General features: G+C 65.8%; 10 protein-coding genes and 1 riboswitch. Of the genes, 8 read left to right on the top strand and 2 right to left on the bottom strand.

Translation table 11 applies throughout. The features are described from left to right. The first annotated feature begins 14 nt into the window (after positions 1–14). Positions 15–210: riboswitch (cobalamin riboswitch) on the top strand. A gap of 105 nt (positions 211–315) precedes the next feature. From JQ507_29470 to JQ507_29445, 6 genes are all read left to right on the top strand, one after another. Further along, positions 316–2,589: a TonB-dependent siderophore receptor gene (locus JQ507_29470; protein QRI68971.1), complete on the top strand. Its 2,274-nt coding sequence runs from the start codon at positions 316–318 to the stop codon at positions 2,587–2,589. A gap of 2 nt (positions 2,590–2,591) precedes the next feature. After that, positions 2,592–4,085, top strand: coding sequence for a PepSY domain-containing protein (locus JQ507_29465; GenBank protein QRI68970.1), 1,494 nt, complete (start codon positions 2,592–2,594; stop codon positions 4,083–4,085). Between the two features lie 282 nt (positions 4,086–4,367). After that, a complete protein-coding gene (locus JQ507_29460) occupies positions 4,368–4,922 on the top strand; it encodes an STN domain-containing protein (protein QRI68969.1) in 555 nt (184 codons plus the stop codon). After that, complete coding sequence (locus JQ507_29455; GenBank protein ID QRI68968.1) at positions 4,919–5,461, top strand: sigma-70 family RNA polymerase sigma factor; 543 nt, start codon at positions 4,919–4,921, stop codon at positions 5,459–5,461. Before JQ507_29460 ends, JQ507_29455 begins: the two co-directional genes overlap by 4 nt. Before the next feature lie 64 nt (positions 5,462–5,525). After that, positions 5,526–6,509, top strand: coding sequence for a FecR domain-containing protein (locus JQ507_29450; protein ID QRI68967.1), 984 nt, complete (start codon positions 5,526–5,528; stop codon positions 6,507–6,509). Between the two features lie 284 nt (positions 6,510–6,793). Next, complete coding sequence (locus JQ507_29445) at positions 6,794–18,886, top strand: filamentous hemagglutinin family protein (protein QRI68966.1); 12,093 nt, start codon at positions 6,794–6,796, stop codon at positions 18,884–18,886. Positions 18,887–18,993: 107 nt separating this feature from the next. Here the strand turns inward: JQ507_29445 and JQ507_29440 are convergent, their stop codons facing one another. Together JQ507_29440 and gspD are read right to left on the bottom strand one after the other, a co-directional pair. Further along, positions 18,994–19,467 (bottom strand): sel1 repeat family protein, encoded by a 474-nt coding sequence (locus JQ507_29440; GenBank protein ID QRI73570.1) that lies wholly within the window; start codon positions 19,465–19,467, stop codon positions 18,994–18,996. A gap of 76 nt (positions 19,468–19,543) precedes the next feature. After that, entirely contained in the window at positions 19,544–21,925 is a 2,382-nt protein-coding gene (gene gspD, locus JQ507_29435; GenBank protein QRI68965.1) for a type II secretion system secretin GspD, read from the bottom strand. A gap of 324 nt (positions 21,926–22,249) precedes the next feature. On the opposite strand from gspD, the gene JQ507_29430 reads away from it, so the two are divergent. Together JQ507_29430 and JQ507_29425 are read left to right on the top strand one after the other, a co-directional pair. Next, a complete protein-coding gene (locus tag JQ507_29430) occupies positions 22,250–23,923 on the top strand; it encodes a type II/IV secretion system protein (protein ID QRI68964.1) in 1,674 nt (557 codons plus the stop codon). A gap of 4 nt (positions 23,924–23,927) precedes the next feature. Next, on the top strand, positions 23,928–25,139 hold the full coding sequence (locus tag JQ507_29425; GenBank protein ID QRI68963.1) for a type II secretion system F family protein: 1,212 nt from the start codon (positions 23,928–23,930) through the stop codon (positions 25,137–25,139). Positions 25,140–25,141: the final 2 nt, after the last annotated feature.

Here is a 25,141-nt window from a genome sequence, read left to right as displayed (position 1 = left end):
CCCAGCCGGCACCTCCTATCAATTTCGGCGACGGTTCCCTTCGGGGATCAAAAGGGAATGCGGTGCGAGGGTAACCCAATGCCGCAGCTGTCCCCGCAACTGTAAACGGCGAGCCTTTCGTCAATTTGCCACTGGGCTACTCAGCTCGGGAAGGCGTCAACAGGCGATGACCCGTGAGCCAGGAGACCTGCCGTCAGTCGTGGTCACACGCGAGCACATCGGGCGGGGGCGTCCTGGTGGGATCGGAGCACTGCCTTTCCGGCAATGCGCCAGTCCGCGTTCGCGGTGACGTGCCACGTTACCGCGAGTCGTTTCATGTCCTCGTCTTCTTCCGTTGCGCGCAACTGGCGCCTCGGTCTCGTCTGCTCCTTGTCATCATTGTTGCTGCCGGCTGAAGCTTCAGCACAAACAGCTCCACCCACCACGCTCGATCCGATCGAGGTCGCACCATCGGCATCCGCGAAGCCCAAACCCGCGGCGCGAAGCAGCAACACCGCGACCGCGCGGCAGCGCGCCAGGCCGGCAACGGCCGCGGCAGCCGGCGGCGCGCCGCGCGCCGCAGCGTCGGGCGCATCGGGGGCGGCTTCGCCGACACTCAATGCCACCACGCAAGGCGGCACCGGCAGCCGCCTCAACCTGACGCCGCTGCAGACGCCGGCGAGCGTCGAGATCATCACCGCGCAGACCATCGCCGAACGCGGCCAGCATAGTGTGCTCGATGCCGTTACCCAGAACGCGGCCGGCTTCATCGCAACGCCTGCGCCTGGCAATGGCGGCCTGTCGTTCAGCACCCGCGGCTTTGCCGGCAGCAACTCGGTGATGACGCTCTACGACGGCTCGCGCTTCTATATCGGCTCCGGCACCCTGACGTTCCCCTACGACACCTGGTCGGCGCAGCGCATCGAAGTGCTGCGCGGCCCGGCCTCGGTGCTGTACGGTGAAGGCGCGATCGGCGGCGTCATCAACGTGATCCCGAAGAAGCCGCAGAACACGCCCTACAACGAGGCCGAGGTTTCGCTCGACAGCAACATGACGCGGCGGCTGTCGGTGGACAGCACCGGTCCGATCAATCCCAATGTGTCGTATCGCATCAACGCCACCGGCAACATGTCGAACGGCTGGGTCGATCGCGACAAGACCTCGAATGCGGCGGTGTCGGCCGCCGTGCGCGTGCAGGCGTCGGAGAATCTCGCCTTCACGCTGTCGGAAGATTATGCCGATCGCAGCCCGTCGCGCTATTTCGGCACGCCGTTGATCAACGGCGCGATCCAGGACGCGCTGCGCTTCAAGAACTACAACGCCTCCGACAGCGCGATCCGCTACCAGGACAGCTGGACCCAGTTCAAGACCGAGTGGGATGTCGCCGACGGCATCAAGGTCAACAACACGCTTTATTACCTGACCAGCGAGCGGCACTGGCGCGACATCGAGAACTACACCTGGAATCCGAAGACGCAGCTGATCGACCGCTCCAGCTATATCGAGATCTTCCACGACCAGAAGCAGTCCGGTAACCGGATGGACGCAACGTTCAGCGGTCACATCTTCGGCCTTGCGAACCAGTTCGTCGCCGGCTTCGACGTCAATCACATCGAGTTCTTCCACACCAACAACTCACCCTATGGCGGCGCGTCGTCGGTGAACCCGTATGTGTTCGATCCCGGGTCGTTTTTTGCAACCACGACGGCGACCGCGCCGGGCTTCAATTCGATCGTCAATCAATACGCGCTGTTCGCCGAGGACCGGCTCAAGCTGACCGATCAATTGTCGCTCGTTACCGGCGTCCGATACGACCGACCCGAGATCGATCGCACCGACTACAAGATACCGGGGAACAGTTTCGAAACCACGCTGTCGGGTACCAGCTGGCGCACCGGCCTCGTGTACGAACCGATCAAGGACCTCGCGCTCTACGGCCAGTATGCGGTCGGCGTCGACCCGGTCGGCAATCTCATCTCGCTGTCTGCTTCGCAGAAGAACTTCCAGCTCGCCAGCGGCAAGCAGACCGAGATCGGCGTCAAGCAGTCGTTCCTGGGCGGACGCGGCGAGTGGACGCTGGCGGGCTATGAGATCGTCAAGAACAATCTGCTCATCGCAGATCCCGGCAATCCCGGATACTCGCTCCAGGTCGGGCAGCAATCATCGCGTGGCGTCGAGGCCTCGGTCGGGCTCGCGCTCGACTACGGCTGGCGCATCGACGCCAATACGGCGCTGCTGCGCGCCAAATACGACAACAACAGCCAGCTGGTCGGCGGCAAGATCGTCAGCTATGCCGGCAATGTCCCGGTCAACGTGCCGCAGCAGGTCTCCAATGTCTGGCTGACTTGGGATTTCGCGCCCAACTGGTCGGTCTATGGCGGCGTGCAGATCGTCGGCGCGATGTACTCCGATCTCGCCAACACCCAGAGGCGGCCGGGCTACAATGTGGTCAATGGCGGCATCAGGTGGAAACCGGACGATCGCACGACGGTTGCCTTCCGTGTCTACAATCTGTTCGACCAGGTCTACGCGGTGACCGCGAACGGCACGGGGCAGTGGCTGCTGGGCATGCCGCGCACGGCGGAACTGTCCGTCAACGTGAAGTTCTGACCATGCGCAAGGCTCTGATCCGGCGAGGGCGGCGGTGGCTCTATGTCGTCCATCGCTGGATCGGCATTGCGACGTGCCTCTTGTTCGCGATGTGGTTCATCTCGGGCCTCGTCATGATGTATGTCGCGTTTCCACGCCTCACCGACGGCGAGCGCCTCGCTGCGCTCCCGCTCATTCTCTGGAACAAGGTGCAGGTCGCGCCGGATCGCGCGATGGCGATTGCGGGCGCAGAGCATTATCCGCGCGACCTGCGGCTCTCGATGATGGATGATACGCCGGTCTATCGCGTGACCGGCTGGAAGGGCGCCGCCGGCACCATCTCGGCGACCGATGGCCGCGTGATCGATCACATCACGCCGGATCAGGCGCTTGCGATCGCCGGCCATCACTCGCATGCGGCGCAGCCACAATTGCTCGACACGGTGACGCGCGATCAATGGTCGGTCACCGCGCGCTTCGATCCGTTGCGGCCGCTCTATCGGATCGGCCTCGGTGATGCCGACGGCACCGAGCTCTACGTCTCCGCGCGCAGCGGCGAGATCGCGCTCGATACCACGCGGCGCGAACGGATCTGGAACTGGCTCGGATCGATCCCGCACTGGATCTATCCGACCGTGCTGCGCAAGGACGGCCCGCTGTGGCGGGACGTCGTGCTGTGGATCTCGGGCATCTGCCTCGTGGTCGCGGTCACCGGATTCTGGATCGGCATTCTCCGGCTGCGGCTGACGCGCCGCTACGCCGATGGCGCCGTCTCGCCCTATCGCGGCTGGATGGGCTGGCATCATATCGCGGGCCTCGTCGGCGGCATCTTCGTCTTCACCTGGATGTTCAGCGGCTGGCTGTCGCTCAATCCCGGCGGTGCGTTCTCCGGGCGCGGCATGACGCGTGAGATCGCGACCGGCTACAGCGGCCATGATGCGCCCGACATCGTCGCCGAGTTCCGGTCGCCGCCGTCGATATCGGCAGTGGAGGCGCGCTTCGTCTGGATCGGCGGACGCCCGCTGATGTTGCTCGACGACAGCAGCGGCCGTCGCAGCCTCGCCGATCCGGCAACCGGCGCGCCCGTGGCGCTCCCGCGGGACGAGATCATCGCGGCCGCCCGACGCGCGATGCCGGGCGCTGCGATGACATCGGTGCATCAACTCGATGAGCCGGATGCGTATTGGTACACGCTGCATCATCAGCGCGAGCTTCCGGTGTTGCGGATCGGCTTCGACGATCCGGCCCACACCTGGCTGCACATCTCTCCGGTCACCGCCGAGATCCTCGACCGCAGCGACGACAGCCGACGATCGTATCGCTGGCTGTTCAACGCGCTGCACAGCCTCGACTTCCCGTTGCTGCTGCGCATCTGGCCGGCGCGCGACGTCGTGGTGTGGCTGCTGTCCGTGGTCGGCACGGTCGTCTCGATCAGCGGTATCGTGATCGGATGGCGCCGGCTGCGGCGCAAGGTGCGGTCTTGCGCGGTCGACGCCCGTGTTAGCAGATTGTCATAATCTCTTTCTATGTTGCGCCTGCCGCTGACTTGACGAACGGCTGTATCGATCGCCGATGGATCGTGCTGTTCCGCTGGGGCTTGGGGATCAAGGCGGCGCCTCATGCACTTTGTTGGTCGGAAGATTGAGCTGCGCGCAAAGCATGATCGGATGTGGCAGCGCTTTCTCGCCCTGGTCATAGGCACTCTCGTTGCCGGGAATATCCAGACGGTAGCGATGGCGGGGGGTCCTGAATCAGTTCGAACGCCGGCAACGGTCGACTTCGATATCGGGGGGCAGCCCTTGGTCTCGGCGCTCGATGCCTACAGCGCGGCGACAGGTCTGCAGGTCGTCTACGACGCCACGCTGGCCGGAGGACGCCGCGCACAGGCCGTCAAGGGATCGATGGCGCCTGACATGGCTTTGCAGCTTCTGCTCGAAGGGACCGGCCTGGTCGCGGTCTATGCCGCGACCAACGCCTTCACGATCGTGCCCGCGGCCACCACGCCGCAGACCACGTCGATGCGCAGCTTCATGCCCTATCTTGCGGTCGTCCAGAGCAGCGTCGAGGATGCATTCTGCCGATCCGCGCTGACCACGCCGGGAGGATATCGGATCAAGTTCAGGTTCTGGATCGGGCATGGCGGTGAAGTGCTGCAGCCCCAACTGCTTGGCTCGACCGACGACAGCGCGCGCGACCGGGCGATCGCCGCCATGTTGCGTGCGGTCGTGATCGGCCGGCCGCCGCCACCGGACATGCCGCAGCCCGTCATGATGGCGGTTTCGCCGCGGCCGCCTTCCGAGACCGGCGACTGCGCTGCACGTGAGCCGCAGCGCCAGGGACTGGTTGCGCGATGACGGAAACCACCTGGACGACGCTTAGGCAGGTGCTCGTCGAGCGCTACGACGAGCTTCGCCGCCGCCTCGCAAGGCGGCTCGGCGACGAGAAAGCGCGCGAAACCCTGCACGAGACCTGGTTGCACCTTCGTGACAAGAACGGCCCGGGCGTGGTGGACAGCCCGATCGGCTATCTGCTGCGCAGCGCGCTCAATCTTGCGATCAGCCGGGAGCGCCAGGAGACGCGGCGGATCAAGCGGTTCGAGGTGCAGCCGATGCTCGAGATCGTCGACGCGGCGCCCGGGCCGGAGCGGGAGGTCGAATCGCGCGAGCAGATTGCGCGCCTCGAGCAGGTGCTCGAGGAGCTGACGCCGCGCCGCCGGACGATCCTGCTGGCATCCCGCCTGGAGGGTACCCCGCTCCGGGAAATCGCCGAGCGTCTTGGGGTTTCCCAGCGGTTGGTGGAGCTCGAGTTGAAAGCCGCGCTCGAACATTGCGCCAAGCGGTTTGGTAAAAAAGTCACGAGGCGTTTCGGTCCGGCACCGCGGGAAACGTCCTGATGTGAGAACGTCAGAGAGTATTGCGCATTTGGATGGAAGTGATTCTGAAAGAAACGCCCGATCGATGACACGTAGCGACGAACCGCCGGAGGAGCTGACCGCGATCGAGCGCGAGGCGCTTGCGCGCGTCCAGCGGCTCGGTTCGGGGCAGGCCACCCGGCGGGACATCGAGGAAACCAAGCGCTGGGGAAACCAGAGCAGCGCCCATTCGGAGGCGCTGGCGCAGGCCAGCCTGCTGTGGGATCAGCTCGGCCCGGCCGGCGCCAACCTGCTGAAGCGGCGCGGCGATTCCATCCTGGCTGCGGCAAGGCCACAGCCGCGAATGACGCGGCGGGCGGTGCTCGGCGGCGCGCTGGCGACAACGGCGGCCGCGTATCTCGTGGTGTCGCCTCCGCTGCAGCTGTGGCCGTCGCTGCAGGACGTCATGGCGGATTATCGCACCGCTGCCGGTGAGCAGCGCAAGCTGACGATCGATGGCGGCGTCAAGGTGACGCTGAACACCGGAACCAGCGTCAATGTTCGATCGGACGACGCCAGCCAGGACCGCATCGAGATTTTGACCGGGGAAGCGGTGATCGCGGCGGGCTCTGCGAGCCGCGAGGTGCGCGTCGTTGCCGGCGACGGCGAGATGCGCGCGCACCAGGCTCAATTCAACGTCCGCCATGACCAGCGCAGCACCTGCGTGGTGACCTGTCTCGATGGCGAGGTGCGGGTCAACCGTCACAGCTCTGTCGCGACGCTGCGTGCGGGGCAGCAGGTCAGCTATGCGGCGCTCGGCCTCGCCGCGCCGATGTCGGTCGATCCCGCCGAGGTGACCGCGTGGCGCGACGGAATGTTGATCTTTCATGACGCGCCGCTCCGTAACGTCGTGACGGAGATCAATCGCTACCGGTCGGGCAAGGTCATGGTGACGAATGCGGAATTGGAGCGCCGTCTCGTCAACGGCCGGTTCCGCATCGACAATGTCGATGGCATTCTGACCATGTTCCAGCAGATTTTCGGCGCGAAGGCGCGACATCTGCCGGGCGGCATCGTGCTGCTGAGCTGATGTTTGGCGAGCCATGAAAGCGTGCACCGCGTGTGCGCGGGAATTGTGATGCGGCCCGTGATTTTGTTGTTCGGTCCCGCCGATCAGATGGCGTCCTTGGGGACGAGAAGCCCGGCATGCGGTTCAGCCGCGTGACGGGCGCCTGCGCAGATCCGATCTGCGCAAACGTTCCGTCCGTTGTTCCCAGGGGACATCCCATGCCGTCTCGTCAGCGCGTTGCCCGCCGTTCCCGCCTCGCTCAGCGCCGGGTTGCGCCGCTTCCGCCGCGGCAGCGGATCGGATTGGTGTCCCGCTCGATGCTGCTCGCTGGAACCAGCACGCTGGCGCTGCTGCTGACCGGGCTCGAGGATGCATCCGCGCGGCCGTTCGGCAATTTCGGGGCGATCAATTCGGCGCCGACGATCGCCAGCGACGGCGCCACCGCCGCGGCCCAGCAGGCAACCGAAGTCGCGAGGCAGAGCCAGGGCGCGCTGACCCGGGCGACCCAGGCCATCCAGGCGCTACAGGCCGCGCAGGCGGCGGCCCGCGGCGCGGCTGCCGCCTCGCAGCGATCCACCACGCTGCCGCAGGTGGCGGTGCCGAACGGTCTTGCCGTGGGCGGGCTTCAGGTTGCACCGGGCGCCGTGCCCGGCTCGGCCCTCTGGCAAGGCGCCGCGCTGCCGAGCCAGACCGCGAGCGGCGGCCAGACCACGGTGACCGTCAACCAGACCGCGCCGCAGGCAATCCTCAACTGGCAAAGCTTCAACGTCGGCAGCCAGACCACGCTCAACTTCAACCAGCAGGCCGGCAACTGGACCGCGCTGAACCGCGTCGTCGGCAACACCGGGCCGAGCCAGATCCTCGGCCGCATCACCGCTCCCGGCCAGGTGCTGGTGATCAACCAGAACGGCATCATCTTCGGCGGCGCAAGCCAGATCAATGTCGGCTCGCTGATCGCCTCCAGCGCCAACATCACCGACGGCCAGTTCGGTAATGGCATCTATGCGAGCCAGAGCGGCAACGTCTATGTGCCGAACTTCACCGGCGCGGGCGGCAAGATCGTGGTCGAGAGCGGCGCGCTGATCACCACCAATGCGCCGTCCTCGGTGACGGCGGGCGGCGGCTTCGTGCTGCTGATGGGCACCGAGGTCAACAACGCCGGCGCCATCACTACGCCGAAGGGCCAGACCCAGTTCGCGGCCGGCGACGATTTCATCCTGCGCGCCGGTTACGGCACCAACGCCAACCAGAACTCGACCACACGCGGCAACGAGATCGCGCCGCTGCTGCGCAGCGGCAGCAGCAGCGGCACGGTCACCAACACCGGCCTGGTGCTGGCCCAGCAGGGCGACATCACTCTGGCCGGCCATGCCGTCACCCAGGACGGCATCCTCGTCTCCACCACCTCGGTCAACCAGCGCGGCACCATTCATCTGCTCAACTCGGCGTCCGATACAAGCGGCAGCGTTACGCTGACCAGTAACGGCATCAGCCTGATCCTGCCGGAGACCGATGCCGCGGCCGCGCTGGTCTCGGGCATCGATCCGACCGCGACCGCGTTCAATTCGCAGCGCGATGCGCTGATCGCCTCGGCCAAGCCCAATCTGCTGGCGACCGGCCAGTTCGACAACCTCTCGACATTGGTGGATCGCCCCGATCAGTCGCGCATCGAGATCGTCACCGGCGGCACCATCGACTTCAGGAACGGCTCGCTGACCATGGCGCAGGGCGGCCAGGTCACGGCCTCCGCCGGTAAGCGGGTGTTCGCCGAAACCGGCTCTGTCATCGACGTCTCCGGCACCACCGGCACCGTGCTGCCGGTGTCGGCCAATGCGATCAAGGTCAATGTCCAGGGCAACGAGCTGCGCGACAGCCCGCAGAACCGCGACAGCGGCACGCTGCTCAACAGCAACATGTGGATCGATGCCCGTGATCTCACTTTGGTGCCGGCCGGCACCGGCGGCTATGCGACCGACCGCTATTACACCGCGGGCGGACTGCTCGAAGTCTCCGGCTATCTCAACAACACCGGCCACAAGATCGGCGAATGGACCGCGGTCGGCGGCACCATCACGCTGTCGGCGCCGGAAGTGGTGGCGCAGCAAGGCGCGCTCTTCAACATCTCCGGCGGCGCGGTGCAATATCAGAGCGGCTATGTGCGGCAGACGCTGCTGCTCGGCAGTGACGGTCGCATCTACAGTGCCGACAATGCGCCGTCCTATTTGACCTATGTCGCGGTGGCGAACGGCTTCATCGTCAATCACGCGCATTGGGGCGTCGTCGAGGTCTATCTCAGCCCGTTCGGCAAGGGCAGCAGCCGCTGGGAAAACGGCTACACGATGGGCCGCGACGCCGGCAGCCTCCTCCTTTCGACCCCGACCTCGGTGTTCGAGGGCACGATCCTCGCCAACGTGATCGACGGCGAGCAGCAGCTTGCCAAGCGTCCGGCCGGCATCAGCGACGGCTACAAGCTGACGCAGACCACCGTGCCGCTCGCCGGCACGCTGGCGCTTGGGCAGTACGATCGCTATGGACTCTCCAACGCCTACAACACCAACGTGACGTTCGGTAACGTCGCGCCGGTCTCAGGCAATCTCGGCCTGACCTCCGCGCTGCCGTCCGACCGTGCCAACACGGCCTGGTTCGATGCGCCGACGCTGAACAGTTTTGGCCTCGGCGGCTTCAACATCAACACCGGCAACAAGATCTCGATCAACGCGCCGCTGCAATTTGCGCCGGGCGCGCAGGTCAGGCTGACCGCTCCGACCGTCGATATCGCCGCCGACATCATCGCGCGCTCCGGCAGCGTCACGGTCAGCAACATCCTCAACACCGCAAACGGCACCATCGCGCTGACCAACGCGACCGGCGGCGCGACGCTGACGCTGGAGGCCGGCGCGACCATCGACACGCGCGGCCTGTGGGTCAATGCGCAGACCGATCCGACCAGTGTGTCGGGCCTCGGCTTGCTCGACGGCGGCAATGTCACCTTCGATTCGACCCAGAACGTCACGCTCGCGGCCGGCAGCGTGATCGATGTCTCCTCCGGCGGTGCCGTTCTCATCAACGGCAAGACGCAGGGCGGCAAGGGCGGCAACGTCACGATCATTGCGGGCCACACCCAGCAGAACGCCGGCACGCCGGGCGATGGAAATCTTGTTCTCGACGGCGCGATCCGTGCCTGGGGTGTCAGCGGCGGCGGCACGCTGACGATCTCGACGCCCGGCAACATCCTGATCGGCGAGAATGCCGAACTTGCCGGCGGTGTACTGCCCGCGGGCATGTCGGCGCCTTTGGCCGTGAAGCTGAAGCAGGCCATGACCATTCCCGCAGGCCAGCCCTTGCCGACGGCGCTGACGCTGAATTTCACCTCGCTGGTGTACGACACGCCGATACCGGTCGACGTCACGATCTCAGCGGTACCGACCGCGCCGACCGGTGCGATTTGGACCGTGCCGAAGGGCATGGATGCGCTCCAGAGCAGGACCAGCAATGGCGGGACGAATTATTGGAGCCCAGGCGATGTGATCCCGGTCGGGACGGTCATCACTGGCTGGAGCGGCAATGGCCGTATTCCGGCGGGAACCACCATTCCTTCCAATGTCTTCCCGAACGGCATTCCAATCACGCCCTATCAAATCACCTACGCCGCAGGATCGATTCAATCCACGCCGATGACCTATCCGGTCGGGACCATTATTCCAGCCGGCGTGGTGCTGCCGCAGACCGTCCAGATCACACCGGCAGCGGCGCTCAATCCAGCGTTCTTCACCGCCGGCTTCTCGAGCTACGACATCAATGGCGGGCTCGGCGTCGTGGTGGCCAGCAACACCGTGATTGCGGCCGCGATGCCGGTCTACCGGTTCACGGCGAACAGCTATGCGGCAGCTACCGGCAGCGATCCGTCATCGGCGCTGACGCTGTGGACGCCGCCGTTGTTCACCGCGGATTCGGTCAAGGCCGCTGTGACCCAGCGCGGCGGTGCGAGCCTCACGCTGCGCTCGCTCGTCAGATCCGGCTCCGGTCCTCTCGCGGGCGGCGGCGCGATCGTGGTGGGCGACGGTGCCTCGATCAGCGTCGATCCGGGCCAGAGCATCACGCTCGACGCCTTCGGCCAGATCAGCGTGTTCGGCAACCTCACTGCGCGTGGCGGCAGCATCACTTTGGTCAATGATGCCTACAGCTCGCCGGTTCTGGCGGGTCTCAACTTCGACCTGAACGGCAACGGCCGCGGCGTTTCGGTCTGGGTCGATGCCGCAGCCAGGCTCGATGTCTCGGGTCTGGCCTATCAGGCATCCGACACATCAGGACATCTGTTCGGGCGAGCGACCGACGGCGGCGCCATCACCATCAATGGCGGCGGCGCCTTCGTGATCCTGCGCCCGGGCGCCGAACTCAATGCAGACGGCACCCACGTCGCGATCGATCTGGCAGCGGGCGGTGCAGCGTCGTCAACCCAACCGCAGATGGTCACGACGAATGGCGGCTCCGTTACGCTGGCGTCGCAGAGCGGTCTCTATCTCGACGGCGATATCCACGCCTTCTCCGGCGGGAGCGGCGCTTCCGGCGGCAATTTGTCGATCGCGCTCACCACGCCGATCTTCAAGATGAGTACCTTCCCCAACAGCACGGCGCCGTCCAATGTGATCGTGCCAAGCCTGATGACCGTGGTGCAGGGGCGTCCGGATTCCTTGCTGCCTGCGGACATCGCTCCGGGGACGGATGCGTCGCATCTCGCGTTCGGCCAGGCCACCGTGAGCGCCGACATGGTCAAGGCCGGCGGGTTCGACAGCCTGACGCTGATCTCCGGCGACTACATGCAGTTCTCCGGCAACGTGTCGCTCGCGCTCGGCCGCAGCCTGACGCTGACGGCGGCGGCGTTCACGTCGGGAGCTCCGGTGTCCGGGCCGATCGATTCCTCGATGGCGGCCGCGACCGGGAGCGTGAAGCTGTCGGCGCCCTACATCCTGTTTGCTGAATCGGTCGCCAATATCCCTGACGGCACCATCAGCGGCAGCATCCGCAATCCCAGAAGCGCGGTGTTGCCGACCAATGCGATCTTCGAGGCCGATGCCGGTCAGATCGACATTCAGGGGCTGATCCAATTCTCGGCTGCCGCGCCGAACAGCATGTACGCGCCCGGCTTTAGCGACATCAGGTTCGCCAGCAAGGGCGATATCCGCTTCCTGGCCAGCGGTGCGGCGGGGCAGGCGACGACGTTATCGACCGACTGGAATCTCGCTCTCATCGCAGCCCAGATCTATCCTGCCACAGGCGCTGTCGCGGTCGTCACCGCCGGGCAAAGCAATTTCACGGCAGCGCAGTCCGATCAGCCGCCCACGCTGACCATCGGCCGCAGCACCGATACGATCCCGGACGCACCGCTGTCCGCGTTCGGCAGCCTCGCGCTCGCCGCGCCTGTTGTCGAGCAGGGCGGCATCGTCCGCGCACCGTTCGGCGTTGTCGTGCTCGGCAACAACAATCCTTACGACAACCGCATCTCTACGCAACGAGTCGATATCCTGCCGGGCAGCCTGACCTCCGTATCGATGGCGGGCCTGACCATTCCCTATGGCGGTACGGTTGACGGTGTCACCTATAGTTATAACGGCAACAGCGTCCGTCCCTTCGACCTGACAAATAGCGGCACCAATTGGGTCCAATCCGGCATCCTGCTGGATGGGCAGTCGATCAAGGTCGCGAGCGGCGCGATCCTCGACATGTCGGGGGGCGGCATGCTCAGCGGCGCCGGCTTCGTCTCCGGACGCGGCGGTTCGATCAACGTGCTCAACGCCCCGCTCGTCAACGCCAACCCCACGACGCCTGTCAGCAAGGCCAGCGACAAGGTCTACGCCATCCTGCCTGGCTACAAGTCCGGCTATGCACCGGTCGCACCCGAGAATGGCGCGGGTGATCCGGTGGTCGGTCAGCAGGTGACCATCCCTGCCGGCGTGCCCGGACTACCCGCCGGGACCTACACATTGCTGCCGTCCAACTATGCGCTCCTGCCCGGTGCGTACCGCGTGGAGCTCGCAGGTACGAACACGACACCGGTTGCCAGCCCGATATCGATCGGCAACGGCACTTACGCCGCTTCGGTTTCGACCGGCATTGCCAACACCGCGATCAGAGCCACCTTGCCGGTGACGGCGCTGATCACCGCGGGCAAGTCGGTTCGCAACTATTCGCAGTACAACGAGCAGGGCTACAGCGATTTCCTGACCGCGAACGTGACCCGGTTCGGCGGCGTGCGGCCGCTGCTGCCGGCCGACGGCAAGGGGCTGGTGCTGCTGTTCGAGACCCCGACATCGCCGACAGGCGAATCCGCGCTCACCTTCAATGGCACGGCCCTGTTCCAGGGCGCACAAGACGGGAATGCGGGTCAGGTGACGCTGATGCGGGTCGGCGAAATCTATGCCGATGTGCCGACGGCGGGATTTAATGGCGTCTCGGTTCGCGCATCCGACCTGAATGCGATCGCGGCCCCGCGCCTGACGGTCAATGGCTCCATGTTGATCAATAACGGCACGTTGCTCTTCCTGTCCGCGTACTTATCCAATCTCTATATCCGCGACGGAGTCTCTCTGAATGCCGGCGAGCTGTTCTTTGTGGGCAACAACATCGTCGTGGGCAATGATGTCACGCTGAGCACGATCGGGCAGGGCGCGGCGCCGTTTGATTCCGTGTCCACCGGCATGAGCTACTCGGCGAACAGCCTCACGGTGCTGGCGCTGTCCAACGGCAAGCTGAACTTCCTCGGATCCGGTGCCGGTACCGGCTCGATCACGATCGGCGCCGGATCACAGCTCTATTCCGAGGGAACACTGGCGCTCGCGACCAACGGCGCCTCCAGCATCGATCCGACTGCCCATTTCGGATCAAGCAACATCGCGCTGGCGGTCGGCAGCATCAATATCGGCGACGCTGCGACCGTCGCCGCAGCGGGTGCACCATCCGGTTTGCTGTTCGACCAGACATTGTTCAACACGCTGCTGCACGGCGATCCTCTCCATGCAGCGCCAGCACTCAAGTCGATCACGCTCAGTGCTGCCAATGCCATCAATCTGTTCGGCAGCGCCGGTCTCGATGCCACCGGCAGTGGCGTCGATTTCGTGCTGAATACGCCGGCGATTTACGGCTACGGCGCGACCGGTGATCACAGCGTGATCGCCGCCAACAAGATCACCTGGAACGGAGTTCCCGGCGCGACGCCGCCGGCGATCGTTGCGGGCGGAGCGGGGACCGGCAGCGGCACGCTCGATCTCGTCGCTGACGAGATCGACTTCGGCAAATTCGCATCGCTCGACAACTCGTCGGTGAGCCGTGTGATCTACGGCTTCAACAACGTCAACATCACCGGCCGTTCCCGGATCGTTTCGGCCGGCAACGGCAAGCTGTTCGTTTATAAGTCGCCGAGTTCCAGCTCCGCCGATGTCTTCGGCCAGAGCGGCACGGGGGGCAGCCTGACGCTGTCGACGCCGCTGCTGACCGGCGTGCAGAAGTCGATCATGGCCTATGCCGCGGGCGGCGCGCTCAACGTCGCCGCGCCTGCAGGCACAGCGCCGAGCAGTGCGACCTCGTCGGTTGCGGGCGCCGAGATCGATCTCACCGGCAACAGCGTCGCCATCGCCAGCACCATCCTGCTGCCGAGCGGCAAGCTCGTGGTCAATGCGACAGGCGATATCGCGCTGGGCGGCGGCAGCCGGATCGATCTGAGCGGTCAGCCGTCGACGATCCAGAAAGCGACGGTCTATGGCTTCGGCGGCACGGCGATCTTCAACAGCACGCAAGGGAGTCTGACGCAGGCTGCCGGCTCCGTCATCGACGTCTCCGCCATCAACGCCAATGCCGGATCGATCAGCATCAGCGCGGGCAACGGGCTCGTGGCGCTCAACGGCGTGCTCCATGGCGGCGCGGCAGCTGGTTACGGCAGCGGCGACTTCAGCGTGGTTGCCGGTACGCTGGATTTTGCGGCGCTCAACGCGCTGCTGAATGCCGGCGGCTTCTTCGACGCCCGCAGCTTCGATATCAAGACCGGCGATCTCGCCATCGGCGACGGCGTCAAGGCCCGCAACGTCACGGTCTCCGTCGACGGCGGAAGCCTGACCGTTGCCGGCACCATCGATGCGTCCGGCTTTGCTCCCGGGACCATCCGGCTCTCTGCCGGCAACGGCCTGACACTCGCATCGAACGCAGTGCTCGATGCCCACGGCACGGTGCTACAGACCGATAGCTACGGCCAGCCGATCGAGGCCAAGAATCGCGGTCACATCGAGCTGACCGCCGCCGGCGGCGCGCTCACGCTGTCGCCCGGCGCGACGATGAATCTCACCGCGCCGAACGGCGTCGCCTATGGCGACGTGGTGCTGAATGCCCAGCGCACCGGCGAGACCTCCGGCGATATCGCGATCAACGCCGCGGGTCCGCTCAACATCAAGGGCGCCTATAGCATCGCGCTCAACGCCTTCTGGACCTACAATCTGCCTGACGGCAGCACCATCACCCAGGCCACGCTTGACGGCTACGACGTAGCCAGCACGACCTTCATCAGCGCGGCACTCGGCAATACGGGATTGTCGGCGCGCGTTGCAGGGCTGTCGGCCTACGGCAGTGCCTACCATCTGCGGCCGGGCGTGCAGATCACCTCGAGCGGCAATCTGTCGACCTCGGGCGATATCGACCTCGCGAAGTATCGTTACGGCGCCAATGCCGACCGCGACCCGAACTCGGCGACCTATGGTGCGGGCGAGCCAATGGCTCTCGTGATCCGCGCCGGCGGCAACGTGACGGTGAACGGAAGCATCTCGGACGGTTTCAGGTCGTCACCCGGGATGCCGGCCTCCTTCACGATCTTCGACGTCACCAACAGTCCGTACTTCAAGCAATCCTCATCCGGCGGCTATTCTTACTGGCTTGATCAGAACACAGACGTCTATGTCGTGCATGATTGGACGATTCCAAACGACGACTTCTACAATTGGTGGACGTTCAACTGGTGGTACAATCTGGTCGATTCCAATAACCACGCCTACAATCCCGGTGACACCGTTCCGGCTGGCACAATACTGAGCATCAGCAACAGCTATGGGGCGTTCGCATTCGAGCCCGGCAATATGCCTACGGTCGCAATTGTGAACAGCCCCGCAATTCCAGGCGCTTCCGCTACGGCAGCCGGGGCCTTCATGCTGGCGCCCGGTTCGCTGTCCGCGTCGGTTCGACTGGTTGCCGGCGCAGATCTCGCCGCCGCCGACCAGCGCGCGCTGCAGGCGCCGCAGGCGCTCAACGGGCGCGGCAATCTCTCGCTCAGCGATCCGGCCTACAATTCGTCGCTCAACGGAACCTTCTTCAGCGTGCTGCGTACCGGTACGGGCAGCCTGGATCTGTTGGCGGGCGGAAGCTTCAGCGAGGCCACGCCCTATGGCGTCTACACCGCCGGCACCCAATCCGCGCCGTTCCTGGCCGCGGACGGCAGTAACCCGTACGACGTGATCGGCACCGCGAGCCGCGGTGGTGTCCATGCCTGGTATCCGGAGCATGGCGGCGATGTGCTGCTCGTTGCGCAGGGAGATGTCACCGGCAACGTTCAAATATTCAACAACAACAGTCGCTATGTGGACTCGAATCTCACCAGCAATTGGTTCGGCCGGCAAGGCGGCGGTCAGTCGATCGATCCGACCGCGTGGTGGGTCAATTTCGGCTCATATGCCAAGACATCTGCGTGGAATAACAGCCTGCAGCTGATCGGCTTCCAGGGCATCGGCACGCTCGGTGGTGGCAATTTGACGTTGGTCGCTGGCGGCAACGCCGGCGTGACCGGCAACGGCTCGACCGGTCTCGATCTCGTGGTGGCTTCGACCGGGCGGGTGCTGTGCGACGGCACGCTGGTTCAAACCGGCGGCGGCGATCTCACGGTAAGGATCGGCGGCAAGCTCAACTCCGTGGTGCCGACTTACGGGGTGCAGGTGCCTGATTATTACGGCTCGATCACCAATCTGCGCGGCGACATCGCCGTGAACGCCGGCGCCATCGGTGGGCTCGCGCCGAACCTCGGCGGTGCCACCTTCACCTCGTACGATCCGCGCGCGGTCGACCCGAACGTCTTCAAGCGCTCGATGAAAACCCCCGGACCGATCTTCACGCCGGGCGATGGCACCATCAGCATCACGACGCGCGGCGATCTCGTGTTCGGGGGCGCCGGCGATGCCGGCATGGCTGATCCGGTCGATCAGAACCAAACCCCTTACACGGTGCGGAATGCGGACGGCACGACCTCGCTCGTCGCGAGCGGCGGGCAATCACGCTTCACTTTGTGGACGCCGTCGACCGCGATCGGCCTCTACGCCGCGGGCGGCGACGTCGCAGCCCTGGACGGAAATCCCGCCAGCGGCGTCGGCAGCGTCGCCTTCTATCCCGGCACGCTGATCGCTGCCGCCGCCAATGGCGACATTCGCTTCTCGGAGCCCGGAGGTACTGCTCTGTCGTTTGCGCCGATCGAGCTCGCACCTTCGCCGTTCGGCCAGCTCGCGCTTCTGGCCGCCGGCTCGATCTATGGCTCGAGCCAGGTGGTGGCGATGTCGGGTGCGGACATGAGCACGCTCGCGACGCCGTTCCATCCCGTGTTCAATACGACGAATGCCTCCAATGCCAGCCCGACGGCGCCAAACCGCCTGACCAATGGCATTCCGATTGCCTTCGGCCCCGATACGCCGCTGACCAATCTGCACGCCGGCGACAATCAGCCTGCGCTGGTTTACGCCGGTGTCGACATCGTCGACCTGACTATCGGACAGGTCCAGGGGATGCAGCCGCAAACCAATCTGGGATTCCTGCCGTCGCCCACGACCTGGTACACAGCCGCCAAGCCGTTCCAGATCGTCGCGGGTCGCGATATCGTCGGCACCGGCCCGACGCCGGATGCAATCTTCAACAACCCGGACCTGGCCTTCGCCAACGCCGGCGACAATTCCGGTTATGTCTCCATCATCAAGGCCGGCCGCGACATCATCTATCAATCGGTCACCGTTGCCGGCTCGGGACTGCTGGATGTGCAGGCAGGCCGCAACCTGTATCAGGGCTATTACGGGATGCTGCAAAGCGTCGGCCCGCTGTTCGGCGCGAACACGTCGACCAGGTCGGAGGGCGCCGGCATCTGGGTGCTCGCGGGCGTCGGCCCGACCGGGCCGAACTATGCAGGTTTCGCAAAACTCTATTTCGATCCGGCCAACCAGCTTCCGGGGGACGGCACGCCGCTCGCCGGCAGCGGCAAGGTGGTCCAGACCTATGATCGGCAGCTCATTGCCTGGCTGAACAAGATGTACGGCTTCACCGGCTCGAGCGCCGACGCGTTGACGTTCTTCCTGGGATTGTCGAGCGAGCAGCAGAGCATCTTCGTCCGCCAGATCTATTTCGCGGAGCTCACCGCCGGCGGACGCGAGGAGACCGGCGCGCTGGCCAGTCCGCGGCTCGGCAGCTATCTGCGCGGCCGCGAGGCCATCGCCGCGTTGTTCCCGAGTACGGATGCGCAGGGCAAGCCGATCGCCTATGGCGGCGACATCACGATGTTCAGCGGCATTGCGCCGAATGGAACGGGCGGCACCTACCTTGCCAATGCCGGCATCCACACCGACTTCGGCGGCGATATCCAGATCCTCAATCCGGGCGGCAAGACCATCATTGGCGTGGAGGGCGTTGCGCCCGGTGCCAGCGCGGGTCTGATCACGCAAGGCTCCGGCAACATCGACGTCTATTCGCTCGGCAGCGTGCTGCTGGGCCAGAGTCGCATCATGACCACCTTCGGCGGCGACATCATTGTTTGGTCAGCAACCGGCGACATCAACGCCGGCCGTGGCTCGAAGACGACGACGATCTTTACCCCGCCCCGGCGCGTCTACGACAATTACGGCAACATCACGCTGTCGCCGACCACCCCGTCGGCCGGCGCCGGCATCGCGACGCTCAATCCGATTCCCGAAGTCCCGCCCGGCAACATCGATCTGATCGCACCGCTCGGCACCATCGATGCGGGCGAGGCCGGCATCCGCGTCTCCGGCAACGTCAACCTCGCGGCGCTGCAGGTGGTCAACGCCGCCAACATCCAGGTGCAGGGCACGTCGACCGGCGTTCCGACGGTGCAGGGGCCGCCCGTTGGCGCGCTGACAGCCGCGTCGAACACCGCCGCTGCGAGCCAGCAGGCCGCGGCGCCACCGCCAAAGGCCAATGACCAGCCCTCGATCATCATCGTCGAGGTCATGGGTTACGGCGGCGGCAGCGGTGACCAGACGCAGCCGGAGGAATCGCCGGGGCAGAAGCGTCAGCGGCGTGACAAGCAGACCTACAACGAGAACAGTGCCTTCCAGGTCATCGGGCTCGGCGATGCGGCGAGCTCGTCCGGTCGATGACGGCGAGGGCGCAAGATCGCGACATGGGAAAAGCGACGGCGCGATGCAAATTCCGCTGTCGCGGGGAGCGCGACGGGTCGCGCGCGGCGCGGGCTTGCGATCGGTGATTACTTGACCGTCAGGTGCACGTCCGGCGCTGCCCGGTCGGGAACCCATCCCAACGCAAACCGCTGGCCGGCAATGATCTCATAGGTCGAGAGTTTCGATGCGACTGCATCGCGAAACCTCAGATAGGCGTCACGCTGCCGCCCGCCGGCGCGGGCGGCCGCCAGGTTGAGCCATTTGTAGGCCAGCACAAAATCGGTCGGGACGCCGTGTCCCTTGTCGTAGATCAGGCCGAGCTGGGCTTGCGCGAACGGGTCGCCCTGCACGGCGCCGCGATAATAGAGATCGGCGGCAGCGGCGTAGGCCTGCGGGACGCCGAAGCCGTGCTCATACATGAAGCCGAGCATGCCGAGCGCTCTCGGGTTGCCGCGCTCGGCGGCCGGCGCGAGCTCCCGAGCGGCCCTGACATAATCGCCGTGATTGAAGGCCGCCGCGCCGCGCGCGACGCTGTCGGCGCTCGCAGCAGACGCGGTGATGGCCCAAAGCACGACGGCGAGCGAAGCCGCAACGCCTGTCCGTTGTGCGAGTCCGCGGCGCATCCCGTTGCTCCGCTCAGTGATAGCTGGTGGTGATCGGCGCATTGGTCGTTGTCGTGGCGATGCTGCCGCGCAATTTCGATCGCAGCTCCTCGGCCACGGTCTGGGCGTCGGAGCCGTTGCGGATGATCTGCGGGCGGATGAAGATGATCAACTCGGTGCGCTGGGTGCCGTTGCTCTGATGCCCGAAGGCATCGCCGAGGCCGGGAATCTGGTCGAGCACGGGAAGCGCGTTGCGGGCGCCGCTCTGCTGCTCGCTGATCAGGCCCGCCAGCAGCACGGTCTGGCCGTTGGCGACCGAGATCTGGCTCTTGACCCTGCGCTCCGACACCGTCGGCGTCAGGTTCACCGTGCTGCTTTGCGGAACGTTGCTGATCTCCTGCTCGATATCGAGCCGCACGGTGCCGTTGACGCTGACGCGCGGCGAGACCTTCAGGATGATGCCGGTGTTGCGATAGTCGATGGTGTTGACCACCGTATTGCTGGTGGTCAGCACCGTCGCGCTGCCGGTCGACACCGGGACGACGTCGCCGACCTGCAAGGTCGCGACCTGGTTGTTGATCACGACCAGCGACGGATTGGAGAGCACCTTGACGCTGGTGACGGCATGCAGCGCATCCAGGATGAAGCTCGGCTGCGTCTCGGACCCGACCAGGAAGTTGAAGCCCGGGAAGGCCCGGTTGATGAAGGCATTGGTGACCGAGCCGGCGACGGAAGCGACGCCGGTGGCCGCATCCGTGGTGGTCGCGGGCGCCGTGGTGGCCTGGGTGCCGGTGAACGAGCCCATGTTCGGCTTCAGGCCGAGGCTCCGGCTGGTGAGATAGGTCTGCACGCCGTAGGACAGGGTGTTGTTGAGCGTGACCTCGGCGATCGTCGCGTCGATCGCGACCTGCAGTTGCGGCTCGTCGATCTGCACCAGCGTCGCCTCGATGATGCGGTAGTTGGCCTGGTCGGCATAGATCAGGAGATTGTTGTTCACGACATCGGGCGTGATGCGTACGTCCTGCATGACGGGCTGGCCGTTGCCCGAGCCCGACGCGCCGCGGCCGGCATCCAGCGCATTGTTGCCCTGTCCCTGATTGTTGGGATTGTTGGACTGTCCGCCGGCGCCGAATCCCTGGCCGAGGCCCTGGCCCGTCGCGCCTGTCCCCGACGTGCCGCGCGATGCGAAGCCGCCCATGCTCGAATTCGCGCCGCCGTTATTGTTGAGCGACAGGCGGTCGGCGGCGCTCGAGGTCGACGAGGTGCCGGAGCCGGGCGCGAGCTGGCTGTCGGCACTGTCGAGCAGATTGCCGGACGAGCCGCCGAGGAACATGTCGGTCAGCACCCGCGCGATCTGGCGCGCATCGCCGTATTTGACGCGGTAGACGTGGACCGAGGTGCGCGCGGTGTCGTTGCGGTCGAGGCGCTTGATCCAGGTCGCAGCCGTATGCAGCATGTCCGGCTTCTTGGTCACCACCAGCACGGCGTTGAGGCGCTGGATCGGCATGAACTTGATGACGTTCTGGCTGAGGCCGTTCTCGCCGGAATCGACGATCTTCTCCAGCTCGGCAATGACCGGCGCGGGCGAGCCGCTCGAGATCGGGAAGATGCCGACGGACTGGCCGCGCATCCAGTCGACGTCGAAGCTGAGCACGGTATCGACCGCGGTGCGGCGCTCGGCGCCGGTGCCCTGGATCAGCAGCAAGTTGCGCGTCGTGTCGGCGCGAACCGAGCCGGCCCGGGTGGCGAAGCTGTCGGTCAGCTTCAGCAGGGTCTGCGCCGACACATATTGCAGCGGGACCACCGAGATGCCGAATCCGGCCTCGGGATTGGCTGCCGCGGCATCGACGCGGCCGCCGCCGACGGCGTCGCCGAGCGGCGTCAGGCGGTAGCCCGCCGTATCCTTCATCAGCACGACGCCGCTCAGGCGGAGTGCGTTTTCAAGCACGAAGACCATGTCGGATTTCGGCACCGGTCGGACCGACACCAGGCTCACCGTGCCCTGCACCCGCGGGTCGATGGTGTATCCGACATGCAGGATGTCGCCGAGCACGACCTTGGCGACGGTCGCCACCGGCGTGCTCTCGAAATTCAGATCGAAGCCATTGCCGTTCGAAGCCGGCTGCGGCCGCGCATCCGCCACCGCCGTGACGTCGCTTCCGTCATACATCGCCGCGCGTACGCTGCCGCTTTGGCTGCCGCTCGTGGCCGCCAGCCCGCTCACCGGCTGCGGTTGGCGTGGCAACAAATCCAGCGACCGCACCTTGTCGGTGACGTCGACCTGGGACGCGTCGACGCTCTCGCTGACCGTCGCGGAATTGCAGGACGCCAGCAACCCCAATGACGTCAATGCAAAAATGGCTGCGAGGCCGCCACGGATCGTCGGGCAGCGGCCCACTGTGCCTGCGCGTTGCATGAAGGCCCTTCGCTCCGACTAACTGAAAAATCGATGGCTTGCGACGATCGGTCCTACCCCGGGAGGACTCTTATCGATCGAACATGACAGAAATAAATTGGTTACATGATTGTCGTTCGCGCACCGCCCCACCGCATCGCACCAACATCGAGCTGCGCTCGCCCGGTCGTGTCCGCGGTGCCACGTCGAGGCTTGTTGAGCGAGGCGAACGACGCCACTTCGCACAGCTGTCACACTTCGGATCGATAACCGCAGAACCGCCGGAGCCGAACGCGGCGGCGGATGGCACGAGCTGATCCGGGATAGTGTGGCGGGATATCGAGAATGGCCAACGACCTGTCCGTTCGGTTCGTGGATTATCTGCGTCAGAACAATCACCTGGCGCCGATCGACGGGGTAGTCGAGCGGACCGGGCCGGGCGCCGATGTCAGGCAGTTGAAGTTGTGGGAGGTCACCAGCCTCTCACCGACCGAATTCGCCGACGAGGCGGCACGTTTCTTCGCGCTCGGCCGCCTGGCGCTGCAGGACATGACCTCGGCCGAACCGCTGGTCAGCGCGTTCTCGGCGCGCTTCCTGCGCGAGACCATGGTCTATCCGTGCCGGGCCGCCGACGGCACCACTGTCCTCGCGGTCGTCGATCCGACCGACCAGGCGACGCTGCGGGCGGCGCAGATCGTGCTCGGCGCCGGCATCGATGTGAAGGTGGCCTCGTCGGAAGACGTCGTCATCGCGCTGAACAACGCGAGTGCCGAGGAGGCCGAGGCGACCGATACGACGTCGGCGCTGCCTCGCGAGGACGACATCGAGAGCCTGCGCGATCTGGCCAGCGGCGCCCCGGTAGTACGCGCGGTCAACGATCTGATCGAGAAGGCGGTCGAGCTTCGCGCCAGCGACATCCATATCGAGCCGTTCTCGGCCGGCCTCATGGTGCGCTTGCGGATCGATGGCCTGCTGCGGCCGGTTGCGGCGCTGTCGGGCGTGCTGCCGCAGGCGGTGGTCTCCCGCATCAAGATCATCGCCAATCTCAACATCGCCGAGCGCCGCCTGCCGCAGGACGGCGCGGCGCGGCTGCGGGCCGGGCGTACCGACATCGATATTCGCGTCGCGATCATGCCGACCCAGCACGGCGAATCCGCCGTCATCCGTATCCTGCCGAAGGATCGCGGCCTGCTGGTGGTCGAAAAGCTCGGCTTCTCTGCGCCTGACGAGGGCAAGCTGCGGCGCCTGTTGAAGCTTCCGCATGGCATGGTCGTGATCACCGGGCCGACCGGCAGCGGCAAGACCACGACCTTGGCGACCATCCTGTCGATCCTCAACGAGCCCAGCCGCAAGATCCTGACCATCGAGGACCCGGTCGAATACGAGCTGCCCGGCGTCAACCAGTCCCAGATCAAACCGGCGATCGGCCTGACCTTCGCCACCGCGCTGCGCTCGTTCGTTCGCCAGGACCCTGATGTGATCATGGTCGGCGAAATCCGCGACACGGAGACCGCGCATGTCGCGGTGCATGCCGCGCTGACCGGCCATCTGGTGCTGACGACGCTGCACACCGAGACCGCGGCTGCCGCGGTGCCGCGCCTGCTCGACCTCGGGGTCGAAGGCTATCTGCTGCGGTCGGTGTTGCGCGGTGTGATCGCACAGCGCCTGGTCCGGCAATTGTGCGAGCGCTGCAAGACGGCGCGGCCGCTGGCAGCGGCCGATTTCACCGAGGATCCCCGGCTCGCCGCGCTCGGCTTCAAGGCCGAGGAGATCATCCAGGAGCCATGCGGCTGCGAGCGCTGCGGCGGTACCGGTTATCGCGGCCGCCTCGGGGTGTTCGAGCTGCTCGAACTGTCCAATGAACTGCGCGAGCTGATCGGAGAGCGAACCGACGGACTGAAGATCGATACGATGGCGATCCGGGCGGGCATGACCACGATGCTCGACGACGGGGTCGCCAAATGCCGCGCCGGATTGACCTCGCCCGCCGAGATCCTCCGCGTCGCAACGGTGCGGTGACGCCGTGCCGAATTATCGCTATCGCGCTCTGACCCAGGCCGGCGAGATCGTGAACGGCACGATCTCGGCGCCGACCGCGGCGGAGGTGGCGCGGCGCATCGAATATCTCAAGCTGCTGCCGATCGAGACCACCGAGGACAAGCGCGCCGCCGGCGCCGGCGGCGGCCGCAGCCTGTTCGGCGGGCCGAGTGCCGCCGAGGTCACCACCTTCACGCGCGACCTCGCGCTGCTGCTCAAGGCCGGTGCGCGTCTCGACGATGCGCTGGAGCTCCTGTCGGGCGATGCCGATGTCGGGCGGATGCGCCCTGTGGTGGCCAAGATCCGCGCCGCCCTGCTCACCGGCGAGAGCTTTGCCGATGCGGTGGCGGATCATCCGGCCTTGTTCCAGCCGATGTACATCGCCCTGGTCCGGGTCGGCGAAATCTCCGGCACGCTCGATTCCGTGCTGGAGATGTTGGGGACCGAGCGCGCGCGGTCCGAGCAGATGCGGCGCAAGCTGACCGACGCGATGCAGTATCCGGCCTTCGTGCTGGTCGCGGCATCCGGCGTGATGCTGTTCTTCCTGCTGTTCGTGCTGCCGCAATTCTCGACCGTGCTGGGCGATTTCGGCGGCAAGTCGGACACCGCGCTCGCCAGCTTCATCGCGCTGTCGGACTTCCTGCGCGCCAATGCCACGGCGGCAAGCCTGATCGGCGCGGCGGCGATTGCGCTCGCATGGTGGCTGCTGCGGCAGGCGCGGGTGCGCGCCGCGCTGGTCAGCGGCATTTCGCGGGTGCCGGGCATCAGCAGCGCCTTCCAGTTCTACCGCGCCAGCCTGTTCTGCCGCAATCTCGGCGTCCTGCTCGGCAGCGGCGTCAACCTCACGGCCGCGCTGCGCATCCTCGTCGACATCATGGCGGTGACCGGGAGCGAGGCGAACTGGACCGCGGCCGCGGACCGCGTCCGTCATGGCGGCAAATTATCCGAAGCACTTGCGGTGGCGGACAGCCTGCCGCCGATGGCAGTCCGCATGCTGCGGCTCGGCGAAGAGACCGGGCAGTTGCCGGTGCTCGCCGGGCGGGTGGCGGAATTCTACGAAGCTAAACTGCAGCGCAGCCTGGACCGTGTCGTCGGCATCGTCGGTCCACTGGCGATCATCACGATTAGCACCGTGGTCGGCGGGCTGATCGTCTCGGTCATGACGGCGCTGCTCTCGGTCACGCAGCTAGTCGGTTAGAG

The sequence above is a fragment of the Bradyrhizobium sp. PSBB068 genome (assembly GCA_016839165.1).
Taxonomy (GTDB): Bacteria; Pseudomonadota; Alphaproteobacteria; order Rhizobiales; family Xanthobacteraceae; genus Bradyrhizobium.
Note: the sequence above shows the minus strand (reverse complement) of the source record. Positions and strands in the feature narration are given on the sequence as shown.

Bases quoted from the DNA above. Each gene is read 5' to 3' on its own strand.
- gspD (QRI68965.1), bottom strand. From the start codon at position 21,925: ATGCAACGCGCAGGCACAGTGGGCCGCTGCCCGACGATCCGTGGCGGC.
- JQ507_29450 (QRI68967.1), top strand. From the start codon at position 5,526: ATGACACGTAGCGACGAACCGCCGGAGGAGCTGACCGCGATCGAGCGC.
- JQ507_29430 (QRI68964.1), top strand. From the start codon at position 22,250: ATGGCCAACGACCTGTCCGTTCGGTTCGTGGATTATCTGCGTCAGAAC.
- JQ507_29470 (QRI68971.1), top strand. From the start codon at position 316: ATGTCCTCGTCTTCTTCCGTTGCGCGCAACTGGCGCCTCGGTCTCGTC.
- JQ507_29455 (QRI68968.1), top strand. From the start codon at position 4,919: ATGACGGAAACCACCTGGACGACGCTTAGGCAGGTGCTCGTCGAGCGC.
- JQ507_29465 (QRI68970.1), top strand. From the start codon at position 2,592: ATGCGCAAGGCTCTGATCCGGCGAGGGCGGCGGTGGCTCTATGTCGTC.